The 23,240-nt window shown below is 58.9% G+C and carries 22 protein-coding genes and 3 pseudogenes; 17 read left to right on the top strand and 8 right to left on the bottom strand.

The window, feature by feature from the left end:
* The 5 genes and pseudogenes from E7813_RS15450 to E7813_RS15430 form a co-directional block, all read left to right on the top strand.
* Nucleotides 1-788, top strand: a pseudogene (locus E7813_RS15450) (hypothetical protein); the annotation flags it as partial.
* A gap of 433 nt (nt 789-1,221) precedes the next feature.
* On the top strand, nt 1,222-1,650 hold the full coding sequence (locus tag E7813_RS15445) for a hypothetical protein (protein WP_291575303.1): 429 nt from the start codon (nt 1,222-1,224) through the stop codon (nt 1,648-1,650).
* Nucleotides 1,647-3,155, top strand: coding sequence for a hypothetical protein (locus tag E7813_RS15440; RefSeq protein WP_291575302.1), 1,509 nt, complete (start codon nt 1,647-1,649; stop codon nt 3,153-3,155). The genes E7813_RS15445 and E7813_RS15440 overlap by 4 nt, the downstream gene beginning before the upstream one ends.
* Nucleotides 3,156-3,252: 97 nt before the next feature.
* Nucleotides 3,253-3,705, top strand: a complete 453-nt coding sequence (locus tag E7813_RS15435) for a hypothetical protein (protein WP_291575301.1) — start codon at nt 3,253-3,255, stop codon at nt 3,703-3,705.
* A 1-nt stretch (nt 3,706) separates the two neighbouring features.
* A complete protein-coding gene (locus E7813_RS15430; RefSeq protein ID WP_291575300.1) occupies nt 3,707-4,537 on the top strand; it encodes a hypothetical protein in 831 nt (276 codons plus the stop codon).
* A gap of 157 nt (nt 4,538-4,694) precedes the next feature.
* Here the strand turns inward: E7813_RS15430 and E7813_RS15425 are convergent, their stop codons facing one another.
* Entirely contained in the window at nt 4,695-6,488 is a 1,794-nt protein-coding gene (locus E7813_RS15425; RefSeq protein WP_291575299.1) for an adenylate/guanylate cyclase domain-containing protein, read from the bottom strand.
* Between the two features lie 106 nt (nt 6,489-6,594).
* Between E7813_RS15425 and E7813_RS15420 the strand changes: the two are divergent.
* Nucleotides 6,595-6,735, top strand: a pseudogene (locus E7813_RS15420) (IS1595 family transposase); the annotation flags it as partial.
* A 154-nt stretch (nt 6,736-6,889) separates the two neighbouring features.
* Entirely contained in the window at nt 6,890-7,369 is a 480-nt protein-coding gene (locus E7813_RS15415; protein WP_291575298.1) for a hypothetical protein, read from the top strand.
* A gap of 114 nt (nt 7,370-7,483) precedes the next feature.
* Here the strand turns inward: E7813_RS15415 and E7813_RS15410 are convergent, their stop codons facing one another.
* Together E7813_RS15410 and E7813_RS26175 are read right to left on the bottom strand one after the other, a co-directional pair.
* Nucleotides 7,484-8,320: a DUF3800 domain-containing protein gene (locus tag E7813_RS15410; protein WP_291575297.1), complete on the bottom strand. Its 837-nt coding sequence runs from the start codon at nt 8,318-8,320 to the stop codon at nt 7,484-7,486.
* Between the two features lie 1,107 nt (nt 8,321-9,427).
* Nucleotides 9,428-9,592: a hypothetical protein gene (locus tag E7813_RS26175; RefSeq protein ID WP_363331180.1), complete on the bottom strand. Its 165-nt coding sequence runs from the start codon at nt 9,590-9,592 to the stop codon at nt 9,428-9,430.
* 245 nt (nt 9,593-9,837) lie between these two features.
* Here E7813_RS26175 and E7813_RS15400 point away from each other — a divergent pair, with 245 nt between their 5' ends.
* The 6 genes from E7813_RS15400 to E7813_RS15375 all read left to right on the top strand — a co-directional run bounded on the left by E7813_RS15400 (nt 9,838) and on the right by E7813_RS15375 (nt 14,002).
* A complete protein-coding gene (locus tag E7813_RS15400) occupies nt 9,838-10,068 on the top strand; it encodes a hypothetical protein (RefSeq protein ID WP_291575294.1) in 231 nt (76 codons plus the stop codon).
* Between the two features lie 11 nt (nt 10,069-10,079).
* Nucleotides 10,080-10,328 carry a hypothetical protein gene (locus E7813_RS15395; RefSeq protein ID WP_291575293.1) on the top strand — a complete coding sequence of 83 codons (249 nt, stop codon included), beginning with the start codon at nt 10,080-10,082 and terminating at the stop codon, nt 10,326-10,328.
* Between the two features lie 7 nt (nt 10,329-10,335).
* On the top strand, nt 10,336-11,175 hold the full coding sequence (locus tag E7813_RS15390; RefSeq protein WP_291575292.1) for a serine protease: 840 nt from the start codon (nt 10,336-10,338) through the stop codon (nt 11,173-11,175).
* 1,034 nt (nt 11,176-12,209) lie between these two features.
* On the top strand, nt 12,210-12,710 hold the full coding sequence (locus E7813_RS15385) for a hypothetical protein (RefSeq protein WP_291575290.1): 501 nt from the start codon (nt 12,210-12,212) through the stop codon (nt 12,708-12,710).
* A gap of 106 nt (nt 12,711-12,816) precedes the next feature.
* Nucleotides 12,817-13,446 carry a hypothetical protein gene (locus E7813_RS15380; RefSeq protein ID WP_291575289.1) on the top strand — a complete coding sequence of 210 codons (630 nt, stop codon included), beginning with the start codon at nt 12,817-12,819 and terminating at the stop codon, nt 13,444-13,446.
* A 154-nt stretch (nt 13,447-13,600) separates the two neighbouring features.
* Nucleotides 13,601-14,002, top strand: a complete 402-nt coding sequence (locus tag E7813_RS15375; RefSeq protein ID WP_291575288.1) for a hypothetical protein — start codon at nt 13,601-13,603, stop codon at nt 14,000-14,002.
* Between the two features lie 416 nt (nt 14,003-14,418).
* Here the strand turns inward: E7813_RS15375 and E7813_RS15370 are convergent.
* Nucleotides 14,419-14,894, bottom strand: a pseudogene (locus E7813_RS15370) (HAD family phosphatase); the annotation flags it as partial.
* A 248-nt stretch (nt 14,895-15,142) separates the two neighbouring features.
* Here E7813_RS15370 and E7813_RS15365 point away from each other — a divergent pair.
* The 3 genes from E7813_RS15365 to E7813_RS15355 all read left to right on the top strand — a co-directional run bounded on the left by E7813_RS15365 (nt 15,143) and on the right by E7813_RS15355 (nt 18,315).
* A complete protein-coding gene (locus tag E7813_RS15365) occupies nt 15,143-16,315 on the top strand; it encodes an NADH:flavin oxidoreductase/NADH oxidase (RefSeq protein ID WP_291575287.1) in 1,173 nt (390 codons plus the stop codon).
* A 77-nt stretch (nt 16,316-16,392) separates the two neighbouring features.
* Complete coding sequence (locus tag E7813_RS15360) at nt 16,393-17,724, top strand: S41 family peptidase (RefSeq protein ID WP_291575286.1); 1,332 nt, start codon at nt 16,393-16,395, stop codon at nt 17,722-17,724.
* 426 nt (nt 17,725-18,150) lie between these two features.
* Nucleotides 18,151-18,315: a Flp family type IVb pilin gene (locus tag E7813_RS15355; RefSeq protein WP_291575284.1), complete on the top strand. Its 165-nt coding sequence runs from the start codon at nt 18,151-18,153 to the stop codon at nt 18,313-18,315.
* 103 nt (nt 18,316-18,418) lie between these two features.
* Here E7813_RS15355 and moaC read toward each other — a convergent pair whose 3' ends face one another.
* The 4 genes from moaC to E7813_RS15335 are packed head-to-tail and all read right to left on the bottom strand — an operon-like array spanning nt 18,419 to nt 22,684.
* Nucleotides 18,419-18,922: a cyclic pyranopterin monophosphate synthase MoaC gene (gene moaC / locus E7813_RS15350; protein WP_291575282.1), complete on the bottom strand. Its 504-nt coding sequence runs from the start codon at nt 18,920-18,922 to the stop codon at nt 18,419-18,421.
* Between the two features lie 3 nt (nt 18,923-18,925).
* Nucleotides 18,926-19,747, bottom strand: coding sequence for an indole-3-glycerol phosphate synthase TrpC (trpC, locus tag E7813_RS15345; protein WP_291575281.1), 822 nt, complete (start codon nt 19,745-19,747; stop codon nt 18,926-18,928).
* 1 nt (nt 19,748) lies between these two features.
* Entirely contained in the window at nt 19,749-20,771 is a 1,023-nt protein-coding gene (gene trpD / locus E7813_RS15340; protein ID WP_291575279.1) for an anthranilate phosphoribosyltransferase, read from the bottom strand.
* Nucleotides 20,772-20,779: 8 nt separating this feature from the next.
* The gene (locus E7813_RS15335; protein WP_291575278.1) at nt 20,780-22,684 is read right to left on the bottom strand and encodes a peptidylprolyl isomerase; all 1,905 of its coding nucleotides are present in this window, start codon (nt 22,682-22,684) and stop codon (nt 20,780-20,782) included.
* Nucleotides 22,685-22,930: 246 nt separating this feature from the next.
* Here E7813_RS15335 and E7813_RS15330 point away from each other — a divergent pair.
* A partial coding sequence (locus tag E7813_RS15330; RefSeq protein ID WP_291575276.1) for a triose-phosphate isomerase occupies nt 22,931-23,240 on the top strand: 310 nt, incomplete at its 3' end.

Below are 23,240 nucleotides of genomic sequence, written 5' to 3'. Positions count from 1 at the left end.
TGCGATGGCTCGAACACAACAAGGCCGAGACGCTGGTGATCTGCCAGCAGGAAGTTGAGGAGTGGCTGCAAGAACGATTGCCGAAGGAAATTCATCTGCGGCACTTCAACGATATCGCAGGTGTGGATCGATATCGCAATGTGCGACTGTTGATGGTGATCGGTCGAACGCAACCGGGACCGAGAGCGCCTGAAGCGCTCGGGGCAGCGCTCAGCGGAATGATGCCAGACCTGCTGCCGCAGGTCGATGGTGAATTCACGTGGTACCCGCAAACGCGACGGACAATCCGGTTGCGCGACGGAACAGGAGTGCGGGTTTACGGCGATCAGCATCCTGACGATATTGTCGAGAGCGTGCGTTGGCTGATCTGCGAAGCGGAACTAATTCAGGCCATCGGGCGCGCGCGCGGCATCAACCGAACCGCCAAGACGCCGCTGACGATTGAACTGGTCTTCAATACCGTGCTGCCGATTGCCGTCGACGAAGTCGCCATATGGGGCGCGCCTTCCAAGCTGATCGATACGGCGGTCGACGAAGGCGTGATGCTAACCTCGCCGGTCGACCTGATGAAGATATGGTCAGAGCTGTGGCCAAACCCGACAGCGGCGAAACGAACCGCTGCAGACGGCGTCCCCAGCCTTCCGGGGTTTGAGGCGGTGACCTACCAGCTGATTGGTCCGAAGATGAAGCCACGGGTCGGATATTTCGACCTGAACGTCATCCCCGACCCGTGCCGCTGGCTCGAAGAGCGCCTTGGTCCCTTGGTCCGCGACCCCAAAACCCTTTAAGGGATTTGAACCGGTGTTCACCCTGCGGGAGCCGATCATCGGCTCAAATTCCTTATGTATATACTATTAAGGAATTTGAGCCGGTGTTCCTTCGCACCGCAGCATTGCTACCCGCTTCCCGGTTGGTCCGATATTTCCCTCCCAGTTTCGACCCTTCCACCACACAAAAATCCCCACAACCGAAAACCTGCAGCGCCAACACGTGCAGCACCAAGCTGCACCCCTGAAAACGTCAATCGATTCAACGTCGAGCCACAACCAAAACCGGCAAAACGTGAGTGTTAGTCACGTGGTCTACAACCATTTACGCCTTAAAACGTTGACTTTGACGCATCTTGGCGCTTAGCGTGTCCGCATCAGGTCCGCAGCACTCTGGGCGGACCGGCACTCAGGACGCCGCCATGCACCCTGCAGTTGTGCAACTGGAAAAACGATGGAAAAGGTCAAAAGACGATCAGCTTTCATCCCGGCAACGGTACGCCAGCGCAGTGGTGTAACCAACGGCAAGCGCATGTTCGTCGATGGCTCGGGCAAGAGCGCATGGGCCAGACGCTGGCGCGATCTCAAAATTCTGTACGCGAACGATCTCGATCCGAATTCGCTGAGTGAATTTCAACTTGGATTGATTGCGACTGCAGCGACACTGCGATGTGAACTTGAACGTCTCGAAGGTCAGCTGTCGCTTGGCGAAAAAGTCGACATAGACACCTACTCAAAAATTGCCGGTCACTATCGACGCATCGCTGAATCGCTCGGCCTGCAGAAGAACCTGCGTGATGTCACGCCGGTACCGAGTGTCGATCAGTATCTCGAACACGTCGCCGCGCAACGTGAGACGCGACAGCAGGAGGCTGCGGAATGAAACCGCGTGTCTCATTGCGTGAAGCGTTGAACGATCCATCGTTGATGGGTCACGTGCTCGCTGGCGAGAGCTTCAAGGCGACGCGCACCATCCTGATCGCATCTATGGGTGAAGAACTCACTGATGATGAGCGCCCGCTCTTCACCAAGTTGACTGGTCGCGCGCATGAACCGCTGCAGCGCGTCAGTGAACTGGTGGAAGTGATCGGGCGACGCGGTTCTAAAACGCAGGGGATGGCCGCATGTGCAACATATTTGGCTGGCCTTGTCGACTATCGCGACGTGCTGGTGCCCGGTGAAACTGGCGTGTTGCTGTGCCTTGCGCAGGATCAGCGCGTTGCCAAACAATTGCTGGACTACTGCGAAGCGAACTTCGCCGCATCGCCAATCCTGAGCCAGCTCGTGCTCAACCGCACCAGCGACACCATCGAATTAAAGGGCAACATCCGTATCGAAGTGAGACCGGCAAGCTTCCGCAAGCTGCGTGGCCCAACCTACATCGCGGTGATCGCCGACGAAGTCGCGTTCTGGTTCACTGAAGAGGGCCGCGTCAATATCGACACCGAGATCATTGCCAGCGTTACGCCCGGCTTGCTGACAACCCATGGCATGTTGATCATGGCTAGTTCACCGTACGCCAAGCGCGGCGTGCTGTGGGACGTCTATAAGAAACACTTCGGTCCCAATGGGTCGCCATCGGTGCTGGTCTGCCAAGGCACCACGCGCGACTTCAACCCGACCATCGAACAGTCCGAGATTGATCGCCTGCTGGAAAAAGATCCGGCTCGCAACGCCGCAGAATATCTGGCGATCTTCCGCACCGACCTGCAGCCCTACGTCTCAATCGAAGCCGCCGAATCCTGTGTCGATGCTGGCGTGTTCGAGCGCCCGCCCAACGACAAGACCACGTACTACGGCTTCGTCGACCCCAGTGGTGCGGCGGTCGACAGCTTCACCGCCTGTGTCGCCCACATGAACTACGGCGAGCAGACGGTGACCATCGACGCGATCCGAGAAACTAAGGTCCCGTTTTCGCCAGAGCAGGTCTGCGAGGAGTACGCCAAATTATTTCAAAGCTACCGCATCGGCACCATCTTCAGCGACAAATATGCGGGCGCGTGGCCGGTCGAACAATTTGGCCGCTTCGGAATTAGATGCGAGCAAAGCGCCAAGCCGAAATCCGACCTCTACACAGATCTATTACCCCTGATCCTGTCGGCGCGAGTCCATTTAATCGATCACCCCAAGATGATTGCGCAACTGTGCGCACTCGAACGCCGCACCGCGCGCGGCGGCAGGGACAGCATCGATCACCCGCCGAACGGATTCGACGACATCATCAACGCAGTTGCCGGAGCCGTAAGCATCTCACTGTTCCGTTACGGCAGCTACAACCTTCGCGCGATGGGCGATGGTGACGACGACGACGACCCCGATGGCGCGCGAGCATGGCGAGCGCGCAGACTGTCGGCGTTTATATACTCGGGCGGACTGGTTCGACTCTAAAAGGAGAACACGATGGCCAAGCAGCAACGATACTTCGACGACCACAACGAGGATATGATCGCTACAACTGACAACACGACAACCGAAGGAGACGACAATGCCCAAAGTTCGATATCTCGACGACGATGAAGGCGACATCATTCGCGACGGTGAGATTTTGCGAACGAGTATGATGGCACGTGACGCGGCTCGCTCGATCTCGGTCGGTGCGTTCGGCGACAACACCCGGTACGACAGCCAGCCGACGCGCACCACCATCGTCGACAGCCAAGGTCGATCCGATCCGATGCTGCTGCGTCGCCCCGGTGCGCGCTTCCTGTCATACGACAAGCGCAGTGTCGAACACGCCAAGCAGGCGACGCAAAACGTGATGCGCGCCGAAATGTACGACGACGTCAAAAATGAGCTTTCCGCGAGCTGGCGATCACCAGCTTGCGAACCATCAGACGGCAGCGGCAATCGTTCCGACGCCATGCCTGTCAACGACAGTCGCGAAGCTGCATATAGTGATTATCGACGCTACGTCGAAAACGCTTGGCGGAGGAAGTAAAATGACATCAGCAACCAAAACGGCAACAGTCGAACCGACGTTCGAACAGCGCATCGTCGATGCGCTGACAGACGACACGATCAGTGCCAACGATCTCCACACGCTGTTCGAGAAGACCACGGCCGCCATCTCCGTCGCCGACAACGATGCAAAGATTGCCAAGGCAACGGCGCTCGATCCGCTGCAATCGCCTGATGCGGCCAAAGCGCGACAGATTATGGAGGACACCGAGTTCAAGGCGGACCGCTTGCGCAATCTGTTGCCGCGTCTGCGCGAACGCTTCATCAAGGTCGGCAACCACGAGGACTATGTCAGATGGCGCATAAAACACGACGCGCTGAAGCCCAAGGTCAATGATGCGGCGGCCAGACTGAAGGCGGTCTACCAGACGATCACGGAGGAGCTGATACCGCTGCTGCAAGAGATCGAAAAGATCGACGCCGAAGTCTCGAAGGTGTCGTCAACAAAACCTTGGCACGCCAGAGAAGCCAACGGCGATGGCTGCGTCCTTCGCGCCGTCGAACTGACGGCGCGCGGTCTCGACGGCTTTAACCCCCACGTCATTCAAATCACGGAAATCAAACTGCCGGACTGGAATGACAGAAACAAACTCATTTGGCCGCCATATCGCCATATCGATTATGCCGCGCTGACGGGAGGAGTCCGTCCGCATCCCGGTGCGGACTTACGGCGGGTGAAGGAGGAAGAAGAAGAGCGCAAGCGTGCTGAAGCCACGCGGCTTGAAGCCGAACTGCAACAACAGCAAGCCCGCGACCGCGACAGGGTAGCCAGAGCTGCCGACGACCGCAGGCGCGGCATCATCGCGTTGTAGGCGCGCCGAGCAGACTAAGTTGGCCAGATCGGGGCAGCGATCATGTCTGCTTCGCTCTTGAAAGCGGACATTGCGCAGTGCAGTTGCGATGTCCGCTTTGTGCCAAGAAGCGACATGCAAGGTCGGCGACGGATGGCAGCGAGACAGCGCGGTTATCTCATTCGGGCACACCAGCCAGACGAAAGGCTTCAATCAAGAGATCGTAATCTTCCCGCCGCTGGTATGGCATCCTTACCTTAAATCGAGAAATCGTCAGATCATCGCCGGTTTCGCGCAGACGGGCCAGCATCATCTGAGCATCCGCAATACGATCCAGCATGGCGTAACACGCCATGGCGGCCCTGAGCCCCGGACCGTAGCTGTTTTGGCGGGCCAGCGACTTGGTAGCCCACGATAAGGCAATCTCGAAACGACGCAGAAAGAAATTGGCAAACGCCAGTCCGCACTCCACTTGAAAAGTGTGGGGATCGAGGGGATTAAGCCGCATCGCGTAGTTGAATTGCTCGATGGCAGGCTCGTGCTGACCGACGTAACTGCTCATCCAGCCGCGCGTTCGCCAAGCTTCGGAGAGATTGGGGTTTACGGCAATTGCCTGTTCCGCAATCACATTGGCAGTTCCGCCGTCCTTTAAAGAGTTCCCGAAAAAGAATGCTGCCCGCGCAAGCGCATACGCGTCATCCGCTCCCACTTCGAGTGCGCGCAAGGCATATTGCTTGCCTTCGGCGGCAGCCTCTTCAATTGTTTTCCAACCGCTGACTGTCTGCTTAACTAAACATTCCAAGGTCAGGCCATACGCCGCTGAAAAGTTGGGATCGAGCGAAATCACTTCCCGGGCAAGTCGCAAAGCATCTTCAGTTCCTTGGCGGGTCGAGCGCCGAAAAGATTGGATAGCGCGGTAGTAGAGGTCAATCGCGTCAAGGCTTTCGGTCGGTTTACGTTGCGACCGGTCCATTTCCGCCTTTTCAAGGCGCGGCGCGATTGCCCCGACCACGCTAGATGTGACCTTATCCTGCAGCTCAAAGATGTCATCTAGAGGTCCGTCAAACCGATCAGCCCATAGATGTGCGCCGGTAGCGGCCTCGATGAGCTGGCCGGTGATACGGAGCTTGCCGCCAGCCTTTCTGACACTGCCTTCCAGCACATAGCGGACGCCCAGCTCTCGTCCGGCTTGCTTGATATCGACTGCGTTGCCCTTGTAAGTGAAACTCGAATTGCGCGCGATGACAAACAGCGCCTTGAAACGGGATAGCGCCGTAATAATGTCCTCGACCATTCCATCCGCAAAGTATTCCTGCTCCGGGTCGCCCGACATGTTCTGAAACGGCAAGACAGCGATGGACGGCTTGTCAGGCAGCGGTAGAAACTTGCTATTGTCGGACGGCGTCGTCGAAATAGTTGCTGTCGTCGTTGTCGCAGCCGAAGTCGCACTTCGCACGGCGTAAAGCCGCACAGGCCGTTCAATATTCTTTAGTTTCTTCTCGCCTAAATCGTCGAACGCGAAGTTGGTCTTGCCTCTGATCTGCTCAAAGGCGTTGCCGGAAACGCAAACTCCGCCCGGCTCGCACGCGTTTTCGACGCGCGCGGCAACGTTGACGCCGTCGCCGAAAATATCGTTGTCGTCGATGATGATGTCCCCGACGTGGATGCCGATGCGGAACTCGATCCTTTGGCCCTGCGGTACAGGCGTATTCTGTTCCGCCATGCCGCCTTGGACTTCAACGGCACAGCGCACCGCATCAACGGCACTGGCAAACTCGACCAACATGCCGTCGCCCGTGGTCTTGACGATCCGCCCGCGATGTCCGGCGATGGTGGGATCGACAAGGGCCTTTCTGACCGCCTTGAGTCGGGCCAGCGTGCCCTCCTCGTCGTTGCCCATGAGGCGGCTATAACCGGCGACATCTGCCGCCAGCACCGCTGCCAGTCGTCGTTCTACACGCTCGCCGGTCAAACAATGCCCCTTAGGTCGGTCATTTCAGCCCACCGTATCAAAGCACGGCGGCCTGCCTCCGGGCTAGGGTCCATGTCCGAGTTCGCCTTCGGCGAGTATCGCCGGATATCTGGCGGAGTTCGATTTCCGCCAGAACACCCGCGCCAAGCTCGGTATCAATGACGAACAGCGCACCGCGATTGCGGTCCGTTCGGCTCGCGGCAAGCGGCTCACGTACCAAACAACCCATAGCGAAGCGGAAGCCTAAAGCCCCGTTCCAACTCGAATTTCAATTCGAGCGAATCACTAAAAGGTCTGCTAGAAAATGATTCGGCCCGGAGGTGGTTCTCCGGGCCGTTTCGATTCGCGAAGGGTTTGAGCGCCATTTCGCGAAGCAGAATCATTTGTGCGAATTTCATCGCATGTTCGGATTCTATGGTCAAGGCGCTCGCAACAAACTAGGGGCGAGTGAAATGGTTGCGGAAGCTATCAGTGGTTTGAGCGCCTTGAAGTCCGCCTTCGATATTGCGAAGGGACTGAAGGACATCGACAACGCTGCCCGTCGCAACGCGGCGGTCATAGAACTGCAAGAAAAAATCCTCACTGCACAAGCGGCGCAAGCGGATTTGGCCGAGCGCGTACGCGACCTTGAAGCAAAGGTGACTAGCTTTGAAACATGGGAACGTGAGAAGCAACGCTACGAGTTGAAGCCATTTGGGACCGGCGTTGCTTATTTTCTGAAGCCGGAAATGAGCAACGGCGAAGCTACGCATCAGCTTTGCGCTAATTGTTTCGCTCGCGGCAAGAAGTCCTTTCTCGCCAAGCATCCGACCAATGCGGCGAGCCAAGCGCTCGGGACGAACCGAACGTATGACTGCTCCGATTGCAAAGCCAAGATATGATTGCGATGGCTAACAAACCTAAACCGAAGCCCGACGATCCGGAACAGTCGAAACGCTTCATCGACACCGCCAAAGAGGTTGGGGCCGACGATCCGAAGGCGCTGGACCGCGCTTTCAAGAAGATTGCTCCGTTGAAATCCCGGCCTTCCCGAAAGTAGTGATCCAATTCAATTGTCTTACGACAAGATCAGAACAATCATTGGGCACCGGCTTTTTCTTTGCGCCCCTACCGATTGTAAATGCAACTAAATCAGCTAATTGAAGCGCGGGCGCATCCTCCTTTGCCGCAAAATGCGGGGTGTCTGTAATTCTCTTTAATGGCAGCCCAAGAGCGCTGACTTCCGAATGCGGAATACCGTTCGCCACCATCTGTGATGGGCTACGCAGAATGCGAACGACAAATTTGAGTACCTTTTTGATATAATCATTATCCTCCGCAATAATCATCGCATTTTCGTCCGGCGCGAACTTTGCGAGCCACCTATCTGTCCAAAGTATGCAATCTATTGCGGCCGCCCCGTGAATTATCCGCCTTTTCATGGCGGGCTCAGTTATCATCTCAGCAAACATTGCGTTAGAGACTACGCCAAGCCCAAATAGATCCTTTTGATATCCTCCGGCCACGACGGGCAAATTCATGGAATCGATAATGCCCGCGAGATCAGTGAGAACTTTCCAACGGGTTTTTTTGTCAGACCACTCTGGCTTTCGGCGGTCAAAATATCCGCTGCCGTGATAAATATCGGTCGCATGAAAAAAAACATTATCCCGGTCGGCTTGAGGAATGTGCTTCTCCTTAACCGCATTAAGTTTTTTTTCTACCTCTATGGATTGAGCATCGCCGTGCACGAGCACCCCCGCGACGGCAAGAACTGGTTCTCCTTGGCTTATGCCAGCCTCATCCAGATAGGCTAAGCGCACTAGGTTATGTCCGAGTAAGGGGGCGATCACGAACCGCCCCCTTGAACACTACGCCTAGCGGCTGGGGTCGCCAAGTGTAACTTCGCCAACTTATATTCCATAACGACCAATCTGGCCGCGATCATCGCCTTGTTCAGAGTCGTCAACAGGTACACTGGCAAGACGCGTACACGCCGTGATCCATGATGACTGGCCTTGGCCCGCTCTACAAATATCTGGCTGTGCTTGGCGCAAGGCTGACGCTGGGCACTCGGACGATCAGGCATTCACCTGCCTGACTTGCAACGTCGGGTAGTCAAGCTAGGATGGGGAGCAAAGGGGCAAGAAAATGCCGGACATAGGGGCATTGTTGGACATGTCAGCACATGCCCGTGGCGGGCACGGTGGGAGTAGCTGTGGTTACAACTGCGGTTGGAACATGCTCACAGCTCTCTGTGCTTTCATCCTGTTCGGCGGTGTCTGGGCCATCATTAAAGGCGCTTGGACAGACGGCGGATTTCTCTGGCGCACATTAGCTTTAGCGTTTGGTGGCGGGATCGTTGTTGCAACTGTTCCTTGTGGGACCAGTGATGATTGTCGGCGGAACGGCCGCAATCTTCGCGGCAGTCCTCGCTTGGGGGCTGCGAGACAAAGAGACGTAATATAATTTCCGTCATAGGTCTGATGACTTGGCTGAAACCGTGCGGTGGGACACCTAAACGATCTGGTTGGAACGGCCACGCGGATGAAGGCCGTCATCAGGAACACGCTGTTGGGCGACGCAAAGCAAGAAGACTAGTCCAATCTTGAAACGGAGCAGCGGAATGGTCCACGTCCACCCTCAAACGGCGAGAGCTTTGAACAAGCGGGCGAAAAATGCGATCCCGACACTCACGAGATGGGCCAAGTTTTTGCGCGGCGAAATAATTAAGCAGTCGCCGTCACCGCCCGAAGTGCGAACGCGCCTTAGCAGAATTACCGGAGAACCTTGGCCTGAAACGATAACACTGACTTTAAAGCGAAACGACCTTGAAAATTTGATTAGCGACTTGCACGCCCATGCCAGAGAGCTTGGCGGTTTCACGACATAGAGTTGCAAAAGTCGTGTCTTGGCATCAACAATTTTTCGATCCAATCGAGCTGCCGAACGGGCGCAAGCTAGTCACGCTTCGCGACGCCGCGCTCTACATCACCAAGCTGCCCAAGGCAGAACACGATGCCGATGAATGGCAAGCCGCGATGCAGGCGCTGATACTGGTCGCGGAACATGACGGGCCAACGATGCTCGCCCGGATCGGAATGATGCGAGCGCTGCATCGGCATAGGCCGAAAGCGGCGTCGGCACCGCGCCGGAAGCGAGCCAAGGCCTACCGGATCGTTCGATGACCGTAATCGGGGGGAAAGCGGAAGTCCCATTTTAGGGCCGCGAGGGCCGGTTTTGACCCGACAGTCCCGGTCAGCCGAGCGAAATGTTTTTGAGGCCATTTTTCGAATCTGATTCACCCCAATTGACTTAGGAACAAAAAGAGAACATTATTCCTGACGTCTAGTCAATGCCGGAACCGCCTATGCCCCAAAGCGTCGCTCCTAATCCACAGGCCGACGCCGAACGGCTTGAAGCCGCAACCGAGCAAGCCATCGCGGCCTGCGGCGGTGTCGCTCGCGATGCTGTGAAGGCGCTGATCGTGACCAATGAATTTTTGGAAGCGCAAGTGAGAGAGCTACAAGCCACCGTCTCTCACGGCTATGCGCGTGGCAAGTTTGAACTGCCGCGTGACCGCAAGGATTGGTATGATTGAGTAGGTGAGCCATGGCCGGAATTACATATTTCGTGGCATTGCCGTTCGATGTCGCTGACGGCAGCGTCGTTGTTGGCGAACCCATTGAATGCCTAAGCCCAGCAGCCGCTATAGACCGCGCGCAAGGTCTTTGGAAAGTATTGGGCCATACAGGCGCAGTTGCATTCAGCCGCACTGGTGATCCCGCTACCGGCGATTTCCGCGATGCGACTGTGTTGCGAAAGTTCGGCGATGTCCCGGATGATTTGAGTGCGTTGTGAGAGCCCTATGATCATGCGCATTATGAAAATCGTTTTTGTGCTGATGCTCTGCCAGATTGGAACAGCGATGGGTGATGAAGCGAAATTAATTCAATTGTCGCGAGAATCCGGCGTTAAGATCATTAGCCAAGCTGGAAATTCGAGCGGCAGTGGATTTTTTATTGGTGACCAGTATGTGGTTACTTGCTTTCACGTTGTAGCAAAAATTTCGTCTGTGCCAGACGGCAAAGGCAACAACACGGTCAATTGGACGATCTTCTCTGACTTGCGAGTGTTACTGCCATCAGGTGAAACAATTAACGGAACCGTTATAACCGTTCCGACGCAAGCCGACCCCAGTCCACTTTTCGGCGACTTCGCTATAATCAAGCTTGGGAATAAGCCCACGAAATCGTTCTCTAAGCTAACTCTAGCCGCAGTTGGCGAGAAACAGGAAGTCGGTGATACCGTAGTGTTCTCTGGATATCCTCTTGCGACGCCGGGCATGGTCACCCACAGGGGAATGATCTCAGGATCGGATTCGGCAGGCGACGTAATTTTCATTCAAGCAGCGATCAATAAAGGTAATTCAGGAGGTGCGCTGCTGAATGCAGATGGCCATGCAATCGGTGTTGTTAGCAATCGCGAAGGCGGCATATCCCAAGGTCTAAGCGAATTGAGTGCCTATATAGACCGAACGTCCAGTCAAGGCAGCGTGCAGATCATGGGTGTAGACCCGCTCCAATCAACGAAAGCTATTGTTCAAACTCTGGACCAATACATCAGCACCGGAATTGGCTATGCACGTTCAATTCGTTTCGCGCGCGAATACATTGAAAAGAATCCAAAGCTTCTTGATGATAAGTGATCAGAAAGTTCGGCGATGTGCCGGATGATTTGAGTGGGTTTGATTGCACGGTGGTAACGGTGGCACCTGTGCTTCAAACGCCGCCGACGGATGCGGAATAGCGGGCCATCATCATCAGTTCGGGCACGATGTCGTGGTGGTTGAACTATCCACGCGAGACTGGTCCCGGATGATCCGAAGGCAACGCGTTTGGATGTTCATCGCGTCGGCCTTTGGGTGACCCAGCCGGGCCTCAACGTATTCGACGGCTGGCGGACAAGTCGGCAAGAGTCCGGAAACATCACCGACAGCCCGTGGCTCTGTAACTCCTTTCGGGCGCGGCGAGCAACTTTTCTCTTCCGGTCCTTTCTGTATTCATTCCGGAAGCGGACAAGTCGACAGTGACCGACGACAACAGTCGACAGCTCGCAGCGGTGCCTCCCATCGCGTGGCGGGCACCAACACCAGCCAGACCGGGCCGCACGTGCCCAGTTTGGGGATGCCCCGCATCGGGATTTGGTATAGTTTCCGAGCTATTGTTAGGGAGTTTGACTTGTTCGTTAGCACAAAGAGGAGGCAGGAATGAAATCTATGTGCTTTCTTGGGCTAGCGGTATTCGTCTTTGCGGTCGTTATCCTCAACGGCCCTTTGGTCGCAGGGCCACTGGACGTTGAGGTCCTCACTCCGCAATCATCTATTGAAAGTAAATGCCGCTCTGCGGTGCGAGCCGAATTGAAGGGCCCCAACTGCCGACAAGTGTACGTATATGGCGATTGGGGCGGAACAGCACACAACGATTGCGCTGTTCGAGATGCGCAACAACCTATGTTCATCGACAAAGTCATAAAGTGCGTCGCTCGGGGCGGTCCCGGACGCGCTGCGCGATAGCTTTGCCTGTTGGGTAATTTGCCCGACGTGTCGTGGCACCGGCAACAACTCACAGCGTTAGGCTGCATCCACGACTTCGTGCTAAAATAAATCCGGCCCGCGTGGTCAGCGCGAGCCGGAGCAGAAATGCTTTTAGTCAGTGCTTGGTCATCAATGGAGCTGCAGCGATGCGGGCTTACAGCAGCGGTGCGCTCACCGCAAGTAACGAATTCTCTCGTCTCAAATTCTTCATCGCGGCACCGAATTTGCGCCTCACCGGGCGGATGCAAGCAGACAACACCATCCGGGTGATGTCACCCAATGTGCCCGGCTGCTACGAGATCGGGTTCGCGCAAGATCCGGAAAACTTCAATTGCGTGCCGTTCGACCAGTTCCAGATCGCGCACCTTTTCATGCAACAGCTCAAACCAATCCAGCAACGCAATGGCGGTGTCTGGGCCGGTGATCTGGCGTCGCTCGCCGACGACTGGCACACGCGTGAACAAATTCACGCCGGGATCGAGACCGTCGATTTCTACAGCTACGTCAGGGTCGGCTTGGGTGCCATCGTCTTGGCCGCGCACACATTGGGCTTCCCATGGTGGGAGCATCTCGGCGGCGCTTACATCTCGGCCCAGCGCGCCAGCATTCGCCGCATCGCCCGCGAAGTCGGCGACGACAGCTGGTGAAGATCATGGTCCGCGCTTTTGCAATTTTCCTCGTCCTTTAAGCGCGGCCTCAAACCGAGCTTTCGTTTCTTTTTCGCTGTACTCTCCCAATTTCGGATCGCGCGCCATGTCGGATGATTACTGGGTTGAGGTTGCGGAGGAACACAGAATTAGGTTTTTGGGTGGTCCTGTCGATAATCCCACCGAAGCCAGTGAGGCGCTAGCCGTCATTGGGCACACAGCGGTATCTTGGGCAAGAATGGAACAGCATATTGATGCCATGCTGATCCAAATCAACAGAGAGCAGCATTCCGATGAGTTGATCGACCTATACGACGAGAACCATCCGGGTACGTTCGACGCTAAAATCAAAATGCTCAAGCGGTATTTCAATAAGCACCCAGCCCTGAGCCAATACACCGAAACCGTCATTGACTGCGCTACGGGACTAAAAACGCTCGCCGAAGATCGAAATCTATTGATGCACGGCGCGCTGCAAGATTACGACCCATCAACCAAAATGATGACCATCAACAGCACCAAATATCAACGCAGGACCGACGACTTTAGCTGCCGCACTCAACCCTTTTCTGTGCCGCAACTTGTTAGGCACGCTGCAATCGTGAATCTCGCCCATCACAAATTGTGCGAGGTATCCCGACAATTATTCACCGTGGACGCCGTCGAACGACTTCAAAGGCCAAAGCGGGCAGCTCGTCATTGGTGGCGTCGTCTTCTGGATCGTTGGCCCAGCTGAATAAACGTGCCCATTATCACTGTTTTGGGCACCTTTCTTTTTTCTTGGCTAAGGTCGAAAAAAAGAACGGTCGCAAGCTGCGACCGCACCCCGGCACAGTGACCGAGAAACGTGGGCATTATCGTTGATGTGCGCAGGGATAAAGGGGCGGATCATGACCAAGGCTCTGTTTACAGCGGCAATGACACTTCTGTTCGCTAACGGGAGTGCTTTCGCTGAGCCGGTATCATTAATCTGTGAAGGCACTTTCTATAATTACGCATCAACGACGGCGAGGAGCACAGTAGGACCAGCCGCCGCCACTCTAGACATTGAAAACACCCGCTTTGAAACACCAGTCGGCACCTTTCACATCTTAAGAACCGAAGAAACAAGCATAAGTTTCGATGAGCCGAGCGCCTCGCTTGTCGTCTATGGAACTCTTGACCGCCTCACCGGTGTAGTGACCGCTTCTTGGACCACACTGGCTGAAAACGCCAAAAGGAAATCCTTGCTTCCGTATAAATCACAAGCATATGTCGAGTTACACTGTTCTCCAGCAAAACGACTATTTTGATTTTACGGATTGCGCCGAGTTGAACGGCGCGTCTCATCTCTGGCACGCTGGCCGCGCCGATCAGGCATGCTGCGGACTTCAGTGATGGCCACGACAGAACACCGCAACCCGGCCCACTGGCAAGCCCGTCCAGCGCCCTTGGTAACACCGGGCACCGATCTACCGGCTCGGTGGATTCGACGCGATGAACGGGCCGTTCTGGCCCGGCGCGCTGGGGTCCGTGGCGGTCACTGCAAACCTTGGTCCAGCCGAAGCCGGAAGGCCCGCCGGTAGCGGGTTTCCATGATCCGGGTATGCGTTTGCGGACACCGTGCGGACATAACCCCGGAGGAACGAAAGCAGATCGCCGCGATGTCATCCAAGTATCTGAAATAATGGGATTATTTGACGTTCGTTCACGGACGAGAACATCAGGCGACGTGATCATAGGCCGCCGCGTCCGGTTTTCGAAGCCCGATCGCGACAGGAAGATTTCACGGAAGTGGCCGAGCACGCGGGCATAGGTTTTAGTGAGATGTTCGGCATGGGCCGGATTGGTGTTGGAGAAGGCATAAAGCGGCACGCGCCCGGCGGCGCGCGCAAGCTGAGCTGCGATGCCGGGCATCTCGCCGATGAAGATCGCGTTCCAGCCTTCGAGAAACTGCGCGTCCGACAGGCCGACGCCGAGCGCGGTGCGCAAGCCGGCAAAGAATTCGGCATCGCCGATCCGCCCCGTCTCGTGGCGCCGATATATCTCGTCGCGCGGAAATCGCGCCGCCAGATGCCCCGGCGCGCAGCCGGCATCAGCGGCCCAGCGCTGCAGCGTCCTGTTGAAATCGATGTCGAGCACGACGCGGCCGAGATCGAACAGCAGCGCGTCGGCCGAGCCGGGAACGAGCGGGGGCGGGGACATCGCGCGGGGTGTACGAAAATCGGAAGGCGAGGGCAACGGCGGGCGCCACGCGCGAATCCGGTCGCTGGCGGCCGGGCAAGAGCGCGAAGCGCATTCTCGCGCCGCAAGTCCCGCCCGCCCGCGGCGCCGATTCCGGCCGGTTTTGCCCCATCTGTTACAAATTAGACATCAAAAGCGCGGGATTTCGGCTTTGCCGACCGCCTTCGCGCGCGTATATCGTGGCGACTGCGCCCAGTCAGGAATGACAGATGTCCGGGATGTTGCTGTTTTCACCGCTGGCTATCCGTGACGTCGAATTGCGCAACCGCATCGTCGTGCCCCCGATGCATCAGTATTCCGCGGTGAAGGGGTTTCCGACCGACTGGCACCTGATGAATGCCGGAAAATTCGCCGCCGGCGGCGCGGGTCTGGTCGTTGTCGAATCCACCAAGGTCGAGCGGCGCGGCTGCGGCACGCTCGGCGACCTCGGCATTTGGGACGACGCCTTCGTCGAGCCGCTGGGGCGGCTGGTCAAGTTCATCAAGCAGCAAAATGCCGTCGCCGGAATCCAGCTCGGTCATTCCGGCCGCAAGGCGCGCGCCAACCGTCCATGGGAGGGCGATGGGCCGCTGCAGCGAACGCCCGAGATCGACGACTGGGAGGCCTGGACGCCGGTGGCGCCGAGTGCGATTGCCCACAGCGAGAAATGGCCGGTGCCGAAGGCGCTGGAGCGCGGCGAGGTAAAAGACATCGTGCAGGCCTGGGGCCATGCGGCGCGTCGCGCCCATGAAGCCGGCTTCGACGTGCTGGAACTGCACGGCGCGCACGGCTATCTCGTGCACCAGTTCCTGTCCGAACGATCCAACCGGCGCACCGACGAGTATGGCGGCTCGGAAACAAACCGGATGCGTTTCATCACCGAGATCACCGAAGCGGTGCGTGCGCATTGGCCCGACAACAAGCCGCTGTTCGTGCGGCTGTCGGTGGAAGACAATTCGGGGTGGGGCCCCGAGCAGAGCGCGCGGCTTGCGAAAATCCTCAAGCGCAAGGGCGTCGATGTCATCGACTGCTCGTCCGGCGGCATCACCGACCTCGCGCCGATTCTGGGCAAGGAGATCAAATACAGCTACCAGGTGCCGTTGTCCGAATATGTCCGCCGCCACGCCGACATCATGACCATGGCGGTCGGCCTGATCATTCACGGCGACCAGGCCGAGCAGATCCTGGAGCAGGGGCAAGCCGACCTGATTGCGGTCGGCCGCGAGATCCTCAACAATCCGAACTGGCCGATGGATGCAGCCCTTAAATTGGGCATCGAGGGGCCGTTCCGTAACGTACCCCCGCAATTCGGCTATTGGCTGGGAACCCGGGCCAAGCGGGGTTTCGGCACCCGGCCCTCGACCTGGCAAAACGGCCTTGATGATACCAAAAAGCTGGTGTGAGTGGCGATCGAGTCCGGTAACGAGCAGAACCCCCGACCCGTGATGGGCAACAACTGAAAGCGAAAAGGTTCGCAACAATGCGCAAGAACTCCCTCTTTCTCCTCGGCGCGGCGGCAGGCGTGTGCGCAACCCTACTCGTTACCCAGCCCGGGGGCGCGCTGGTCGCGGCGGCCAGGGCTGCCGTCAACTCCGACACCTATTCGCAGCTCAACCTGTTCGGCGACGTGTTCGAGCGGGTAAGGACCGACTACGTCGAAAAGCCCGACGACGGCAAGCTGATCGAGGCGTCGATCAACGGCATGCTCACCGCACTCGATCCGCACTCGCGCTACATGAACGATAAGTCCTGGCGCGACATGCAGGAGACCACCAGCGGCGAGTTCGGTGGGCTCGGCATCGAGGTCACGATGGAAGACGGCCTGGTCAAGGTGGTCGCGCCGATCGACGATACGCCGGCCGCGAAGGCCGGCATCCTGTCGGGCGATCTCATCACCCAGATCGACGACGACGCAGTCCAGGGGCTCACCTTGGAGCAGGCCGTGAACAAGATGAAAGGGCCGATCAACACCAAGACCAAGCTGCAGATCGTACGCAAGGGCGCCGAGAAGCCGATCGACGTTTCGATTACGCGCGAAGTCATTCGCGTGCGGGCGGTTCGCGACCACGTCGACGGCGGCGACATCGGCTACATCCGGATCAGCCAATTCAACGCCCAGACCACCGATGAACTACGGAAAGCGATCGGCGACGTCACCAGGCAAGTCCCGCAGGACAAGCTGGCCGGCTACGTCGTCGACCTCCGCAACAATCCCGGCGGATTGCTCGATCAGGCGGTTTCGGTATCGGGTACGTTCATGACGCGGGGCGAAGTGGTTTCGACCCGGGGCCGCACCGCCGAGGAGACCCAACGGTTCACGGCGCACTCCGGCGATCTCATCAAGGGCAAGCCGCTGGTCGTCCTAATCAACGGCGGATCGGCATCGGCGTCCGAGATCGTTGCCGGCGCGCTGCACGATCACAAGCGCGCGACCCTGATCGGGACCCGCTCGTTCGGCAAAGGCTCGGTGCAGACCATCATCCCGCTCGGCCCCAGCAACGGTGCGCTGGCGCTCACCACCGCGCGTTATTTCACGCCGTCCGGCCACTCGATCCAGGCCAAGGGCATCACGCCCGACATCGAGGTGCTGCAGGACGTGCCGGATGAACTGAAGGGCCGCGTCGATACCAAGGGCGAGGCGTCGATGCGCGGTCATCTCTCCGCCGAAGGCGTCGAGCAGACCGGCTCGCAGGCTTACGTTCCGCCGGACGAGAAGAACGACAAGGCGCTCAACGCCGCCTACAATCTCTTGCGCGGCGTCACCGTCAACGCCGACGCTCCGGTGTCGGCCAAAGCGGTGGTTCCGAACTGAGGCTGCGATTGACGGGAACTGAATTCAATCGGGGCGGTCTCTGACCGCCCCGATTTGCGTTTGACCAGCGGCAAGCGTGTTCTTGAATGCGATCCAGACGAAAGTCGTAGTCGCTCACACCATCGTCCCACCCACGCAATTAACCAAACTAAACGGCGGGTTCCGGTCTGGGAACTCCACGGCAAGCGCCATTTGGCGCACTGCCAAATCCATCCGCCGGAATTTTGGTCGACTGTTCCGGGTTCCATTGTTTCGGGTTCCATCGGATTGGACCGCATCCGAGGGTGCGACCAACCGAGGCAGCCGCGAGTTTCGGCAATCGGCGCAATTAAGCCTTTACCTTCTGGCAATAAGAATACATCGGTCATCGATTTTACGCGCAGCGGGCGCCGGTATCTGTTTTTTCGGACTCGATAGAGAGCCAAGATGAAAAATCTACTGAAGGACTTTATCGCCGATGAATCCGGCGCCACGGCGATAGAATACGGATTGATCGCGGCGGGCATTTCACTCGCAATCATTGCCGTGGTGAACGGGCTCGGCACCAAGCTCAACACCAAATTCACGGCGATCAACAATTCGCTGCAATAGCCGCTTCCCCCGGACGATCAAATAGAAGGCGACCTCGCACGGTCGCCTTTTCGTCGTTGGTCGCCGGCGTTACGGCGTGCGCGGCTGCCGTGACGGCGAAAGCTCAATCCCCGGCGCGATAGTGCCCGGACTTGCCGCCTTTTTTCTCGACCAGATGAATACCTTCAATGCGAACGCCGCGCTCGGTCGCCTTGACCATGTCGTAGATCGCCAGACATGCAACCGACACCGCGGTCAGCGCTTCCATCTCGACGCCGGTCGGGCCGGTGACCTTTACGGTGGCGCGGACGACGCAGCCCGGCAGCTTTTTGTCGGTTGTGATGTCGAGCGTCACTTTCGACAGCGCCAGCGGATGGCACAGCGGTATCAGATCCGGCGTGCGCTTCGCTGCCATGATGCCGGCGACGCGCGCGGTGCCCAGTACGTCACCCTTTTTGGCATTGCCCGAAACGATCAGATCGAGCGTCGCCCGTTTCATGACGACCCGGCCCTCGGCCACCGCGATGCGTTCGGTTGCGGGTTTGGCGGAAACGTCCACCATCCGCGCCTCGCCTTTGGCGTCGATGTGGCTGAGGGCGGAATTATCGCTGGAAGATTTGCGCGCCATGAATCAGCGCGTCCCGGTGGCGCGGGAACCGTCGCCTCGCGCGAGCAGCGCGCAGGTCGCCGCGGTCACGTCGGCCTGCCGCATCAGGCTTTCGCCGACCAGGAATGTCGACATGCCCACGCGCGCCAGCCGTGCGAGATCGGCGGGCTGGAAGATGCCGCTTTCACCGATCGTCAGGCGGTCGTTCGGGATCAGCGGCGCCAGCGCCTCGCTGGTCGCAAGCGTGGTCTCGAAGGTGCGCAGATTGCGATTGTTGACGCCGATCATCGGCGAACGAAGTTTCAGCGCCCGGTCGAGTTCGGCGCGCTCATGGATCTCGATCAGGACGTCCATGCCATGCGCAAGGGCCGCGTCCTCGATGTCGCTCGCCGCGGCATCGTCGAGTGCCGCCATGATGATCAGGATGCAGTCGGCGCCATGGGCGCGGGCTTCGACCACCTGATAGGTGTCGTAGATGAAATCCTTGCGCAGCACCGGCAGCGCCGTGGCGGCGCGCGCCGCAACCATGAAATCGAGATGGCCCTGAAACGACGGCGTGTCCGTCAGCACCGAGAGGCATGCGGCACCGCCCGCTTCGTAAGCCCTGGCAAGCGCGGGCGGATCGAAGTCGGCGCGAATGAGACCCCTCGAGGGAGACGCCTTCTTCACCTCGGCAATCAGCGCATATTCGCCGCGTGCGAGCTTTTCGCGGATGGCGCGAACGAAGCCGCGGGGCGGGGGCGCGGCCTTCGCCAGCGCGTCGAGGCCCGCCAGTGGATGGGTGCGTTTGGCGGCGGCGATTTCCTGCCGCTTGTAAGCCTCGATCCTGGTCAGGATGTCGGACACTCTAGGCTCGCCGATCGTTGGAAACCGCGACCAGGTGCTTGAGCCGCGACGCGGCGGCGCGGCTGTCGAGCGATTTGATTCCGAGCGCCACGCCTTCCTTCAAATCCCGGGCCTTTCCGGCCACCATCAACGCCGCAGCGGCGTTGAGCAGCGCAACATCCCGGAACGGGCTCGGCATCCCGTCAAGCACGCTTTGCAGCGCAATCGCGTTGGCGTCGGCATCGCCGCCCTTGAGCGCCTCGCCGCCGACCCGCGCCAGGCCGGCTTCCTCGGGCGTCACCTCGAAGGTACGGATATTGCCGTTCTCGAGCGCTGCGACGAAGGTCGGGCCGGTCAGCGTGATTTCATCGAGCCCGTCGGAGCCATGCACCACCCAGACGCTTTCGGCGCCGAGGTTCTTCAGCACCTGCGCCAGCGGCTGTACCCATTGCCGGGAGAATACTCCGACCATCTGCTTTTTGACGCCGGCCGGATTGGACAGCGGTCCCAGCAGATTGAAGATGGTGCGGGTGGCCAGTTCGACCCGGGTCGGACCGACGTTCTTCATCGCCGGATGATGCGAGGGCGCGAACATGAAGCCGATGCCGGTCTCGGCGATGCAGCGGCCGACATGTTCGGGCGTGATGTCGATCTTGACCCCGAGCGAAGCCAGCACGTCGGCAGCGCCGGAGCGTGACGACAGCGCGCGGTTGCCGTGCTTGGCAACGGGCACGCCGGCGCCTGCGACGATGAACGAGGCGCAGGTCGATACGTTGACCGAACCGGAGCCGTCGCCGCCGGTGCCGACCACGTCGACCGCCTCGGCCGGCGCCGTGACGCGCAGCATCTTGGCGCGCATCGCCGATACCGCGCCGGTGATCTCATCGACGGTTTCGCCGCGCACCCGCAATGCCATTATCAATCCGCCCATCTGCGAGGGCGTGGCCTCGCCGGACATCATGCTGTCGAAGGCGGATGCCGCCTCGTCGCGCGACAGGGTGGCGCCGGTGGCGACCTTTCCGATGATAGATTTGAGGTCGTCCATCGGAATGCTCAGTTGTTGTTCGCGCCCGTCACCTGCGCGAAGACGGCCTCATTGATGCTGACGCCGATATCGGATTCAAGCTTGGTGACGTATTGCCCGACCTGTTCATCGGTCAATCCGCGCAACAGGGTTTCCTTCAATTTCTTCATTTCATCAGAGGCAACGTCGACCGGCGGCACGGTTATGTCGGTCACGCGGAACACGATCCACTCGCCGGCGGCCGCGCCCGCCACCTGTCCGGCGCCATCCTTGGCGGTGCGAAACGCCGCCGCGATCACGCTGGCGGGCACCCCGGGGGGCGAGCCGTCGCGCCTGAAGGCGGAAGCGGCCTCGACTTTCAAGCCGGCACCAGCCGCATCGTCCGCGAGACTGCCGCCCTGGTCGAGTTTTTGAACCATCTCGGTCGCCTTGGTGCGCAGCCGGCTGGTGATCTGGTCGTCGCGCCATCGCGCCTCGACCTGGTCCTTGACCTCGTCGAGCGGGCGTTCCCGCGACGGGGTGATGCCGAGAACGTCGTACCAGACATAGCCGCCGTTGAACTGGATCGGGTCGTTGTCGACGCCGACATCGCTGGTAAAGGCCTGCGAGACCACATCGAGGCCAGGGGGGACGTTGGTGACCAGCTGGCCGCCGGGAAGACGGCCGGAACGGTCGACGGCATCGATGGTGACGGGCGTGAGCCCCAGTTTCTGCGCGGCCTCGACCACGCTTGCACCACCGCCGCGCTCGTCTTCCATTTTATCGCGCAGATCGGAAACCGATGCGCGGGCGCGGTCGGCCGCGATTTCCTTCTTCAGATTGGAAGCGACGCTTTCATAGGTCGGTTCGACTCCGGGCTCGATCTTGCCGATCTTGACCAGGGCGACGCCGAACTTGCCCTGCACCGGCTGGCTCACATCGCCCGACGGCAGCGAAAAGGCCGCGCCCGCAACCGCGGGATCGATGATTTCGGATTTTGCGATCATGCCGAGGTCGACGTCGGAGGGGGTCAGGCCGCGTTCCTTGGCGAGGTCGTCGAACGACAACCCGGAGCCGATGCGATTGCGCGCCGCCAGCGCCTCCTCAGCGTTCGGGAGAATGATCTGCGACACCTCGCGCCGCTCCGGCGTTCCCAGTTTGTCGCGGCGCAGCTCGAACAGTTTCTTGGCATCCTCGTCGGAGACCGCGGTCCATTTGCCGACTTCCTCGGGGTTGACCACGACAAATGATATCTTGCGATATTCGGGTGCGCGAAACAGGGTCTTGTGATCGTCGAAATAGCCGGCCAGCGTCTCCGGCGACGGCGGGTCGATCGTCCCGGCCTGTGCGGCGTCGAGTTTGATGTACTCGATCGAACGCGCCTCGTTCTGAAAGCGGCTGAGCGCATCGATCAGGGTGTTCGGCGGCTGCAGACCCGCCGAAATCGTGCCGGCGATCTGGCGTCGCAGCGACACCCGCCGCTGGTCGGCGACATAACGCCGCTCGCTATACCCGAATTGCCGGATCATGGCCTGGAAGCGGCCCGGATCGAATACGCCGTTGACGCCCTTGAAATTGGGATCGTTAAAGATCATGCGCATGGTTTCAGCGTCGGACTGTCCGAGCCCCAGCCGCCGGGCTTCTTCATCGAGAGCGGCCTCGGCGATGGTTTGCTGCAGCAGTTGGCGGTCGAGCCCGAAGGCGCGGGCCTGATCCGTCGTCAACGGGCGGCCGAACTGTCGGCCGATCTGCTGCAGCTTCTCGCTGTAGAGCTGGCGGAATTGTTCGGCCGAAATGTCGGTGTGGCCGATCTTGGCCAGCGTCGATTGTCCGAAGCCCCTGAAGATGTCGGCGATGCCCCAAATGCCGAAGCTGATGATCAACACACCCATCACCACGGCCATTATGGTTTTGCCGAGCCAGTTTGATGAGGCTTTCCGCAATCCTCGAAGCATGGGTCCAACTTGTTTGCAGGAGGGAACCGGATCGCGCCCGAGGGAATTCGTTTCGAATTCCGCAAACGGGGGTCACCGAGTTGATAAAGCATCATAAAGTGGCAGCCGCCCGGTCGCAACCTTGGCAAGGGGCGACCGGCCAGGTCATTCGGAGCGGTTAACGTCTCGGGGCTGTAAAGCCGCTGGCTGGAACTCGCCGGCGTGCTCTGCTAGCGCATACCGGCCGCTGCGCGAAGGAATTCTCACATGACGGACACTATTCGGCCGCTGATTGCCGGGAACTGGAAGATGAACGGTCTCAGGGCTTCCATGGCCGAATTCGAGGCCATGCTCGCTGGCGCGCCTAAAGTCGCCGCCAAAGCCGATCTTTTGGTTTGTCCGCCGGCGACGCTGATCTCGGCGCTGGCGGAAAAAGCACGCGGATCACGCACCCTTGCGGTCGGTGCGCAGGATTGCCACCCCAAAGCCTCGGGCGCCCATACCGGCGATATTTCGGCCGAAATGCTGGCCGATGCCGGCGCCAGCGCCGTCATTGTCGGCCATTCCGAGCGGCGCG

This window comes from Bradyrhizobium sp., assembly GCF_004799405.1.
GTDB lineage: Bacteria > Pseudomonadota > Alphaproteobacteria > Rhizobiales > Xanthobacteraceae > Bradyrhizobium.
Note: the sequence above shows the minus strand (reverse complement) of the source record. Positions and strands in the feature narration are given on the sequence as shown.

What these genes read in the sequence shown, in the direction of transcription:
- E7813_RS15395 (WP_291575293.1), top strand. Translation starts at nt 10,080, where the DNA reads ATGGCCGGAATTACATATTTCGTGGCATTGCCGTTCGATGTCGCTGAC.
- trpD (WP_291575279.1), bottom strand. Translation starts at nt 20,771, where the DNA reads ATGGACGACCTCAAATCTATCATCGGAAAGGTCGCCACCGGCGCCACC.
- E7813_RS15415 (WP_291575298.1), top strand. Translation starts at nt 6,890, where the DNA reads ATGTTCGGATTCTATGGTCAAGGCGCTCGCAACAAACTAGGGGCGAGT.
- E7813_RS15360 (WP_291575286.1), top strand. Translation starts at nt 16,393, where the DNA reads ATGCGCAAGAACTCCCTCTTTCTCCTCGGCGCGGCGGCAGGCGTGTGC.
- E7813_RS15390 (WP_291575292.1), top strand. Translation starts at nt 10,336, where the DNA reads ATGATCATGCGCATTATGAAAATCGTTTTTGTGCTGATGCTCTGCCAG.
- E7813_RS15365 (WP_291575287.1), top strand. Translation starts at nt 15,143, where the DNA reads ATGTCCGGGATGTTGCTGTTTTCACCGCTGGCTATCCGTGACGTCGAA.
- moaC (WP_291575282.1), bottom strand. Translation starts at nt 18,922, where the DNA reads ATGGCGCGCAAATCTTCCAGCGATAATTCCGCCCTCAGCCACATCGAC.
- E7813_RS15440 (WP_291575302.1), top strand. Translation starts at nt 1,647, where the DNA reads ATGAAACCGCGTGTCTCATTGCGTGAAGCGTTGAACGATCCATCGTTG.
- E7813_RS15445 (WP_291575303.1), top strand. Translation starts at nt 1,222, where the DNA reads ATGGAAAAGGTCAAAAGACGATCAGCTTTCATCCCGGCAACGGTACGC.
- E7813_RS26175 (WP_363331180.1), bottom strand. Translation starts at nt 9,592, where the DNA reads ATGCCGATGCAGCGCTCGCATCATTCCGATCCGGGCGAGCATCGTTGG.
- E7813_RS15430 (WP_291575300.1), top strand. Translation starts at nt 3,707, where the DNA reads ATGACATCAGCAACCAAAACGGCAACAGTCGAACCGACGTTCGAACAG.
- E7813_RS15385 (WP_291575290.1), top strand. Translation starts at nt 12,210, where the DNA reads ATGCGGGCTTACAGCAGCGGTGCGCTCACCGCAAGTAACGAATTCTCT.
- E7813_RS15400 (WP_291575294.1), top strand. Translation starts at nt 9,838, where the DNA reads ATGCCCCAAAGCGTCGCTCCTAATCCACAGGCCGACGCCGAACGGCTT.
- E7813_RS15380 (WP_291575289.1), top strand. Translation starts at nt 12,817, where the DNA reads ATGTCGGATGATTACTGGGTTGAGGTTGCGGAGGAACACAGAATTAGG.
- E7813_RS15335 (WP_291575278.1), bottom strand. Translation starts at nt 22,684, where the DNA reads ATGCTTCGAGGATTGCGGAAAGCCTCATCAAACTGGCTCGGCAAAACC.
- E7813_RS15375 (WP_291575288.1), top strand. Translation starts at nt 13,601, where the DNA reads ATGACCAAGGCTCTGTTTACAGCGGCAATGACACTTCTGTTCGCTAAC.
- E7813_RS15355 (WP_291575284.1), top strand. Translation starts at nt 18,151, where the DNA reads ATGAAAAATCTACTGAAGGACTTTATCGCCGATGAATCCGGCGCCACG.
- E7813_RS15435 (WP_291575301.1), top strand. Translation starts at nt 3,253, where the DNA reads ATGCCCAAAGTTCGATATCTCGACGACGATGAAGGCGACATCATTCGC.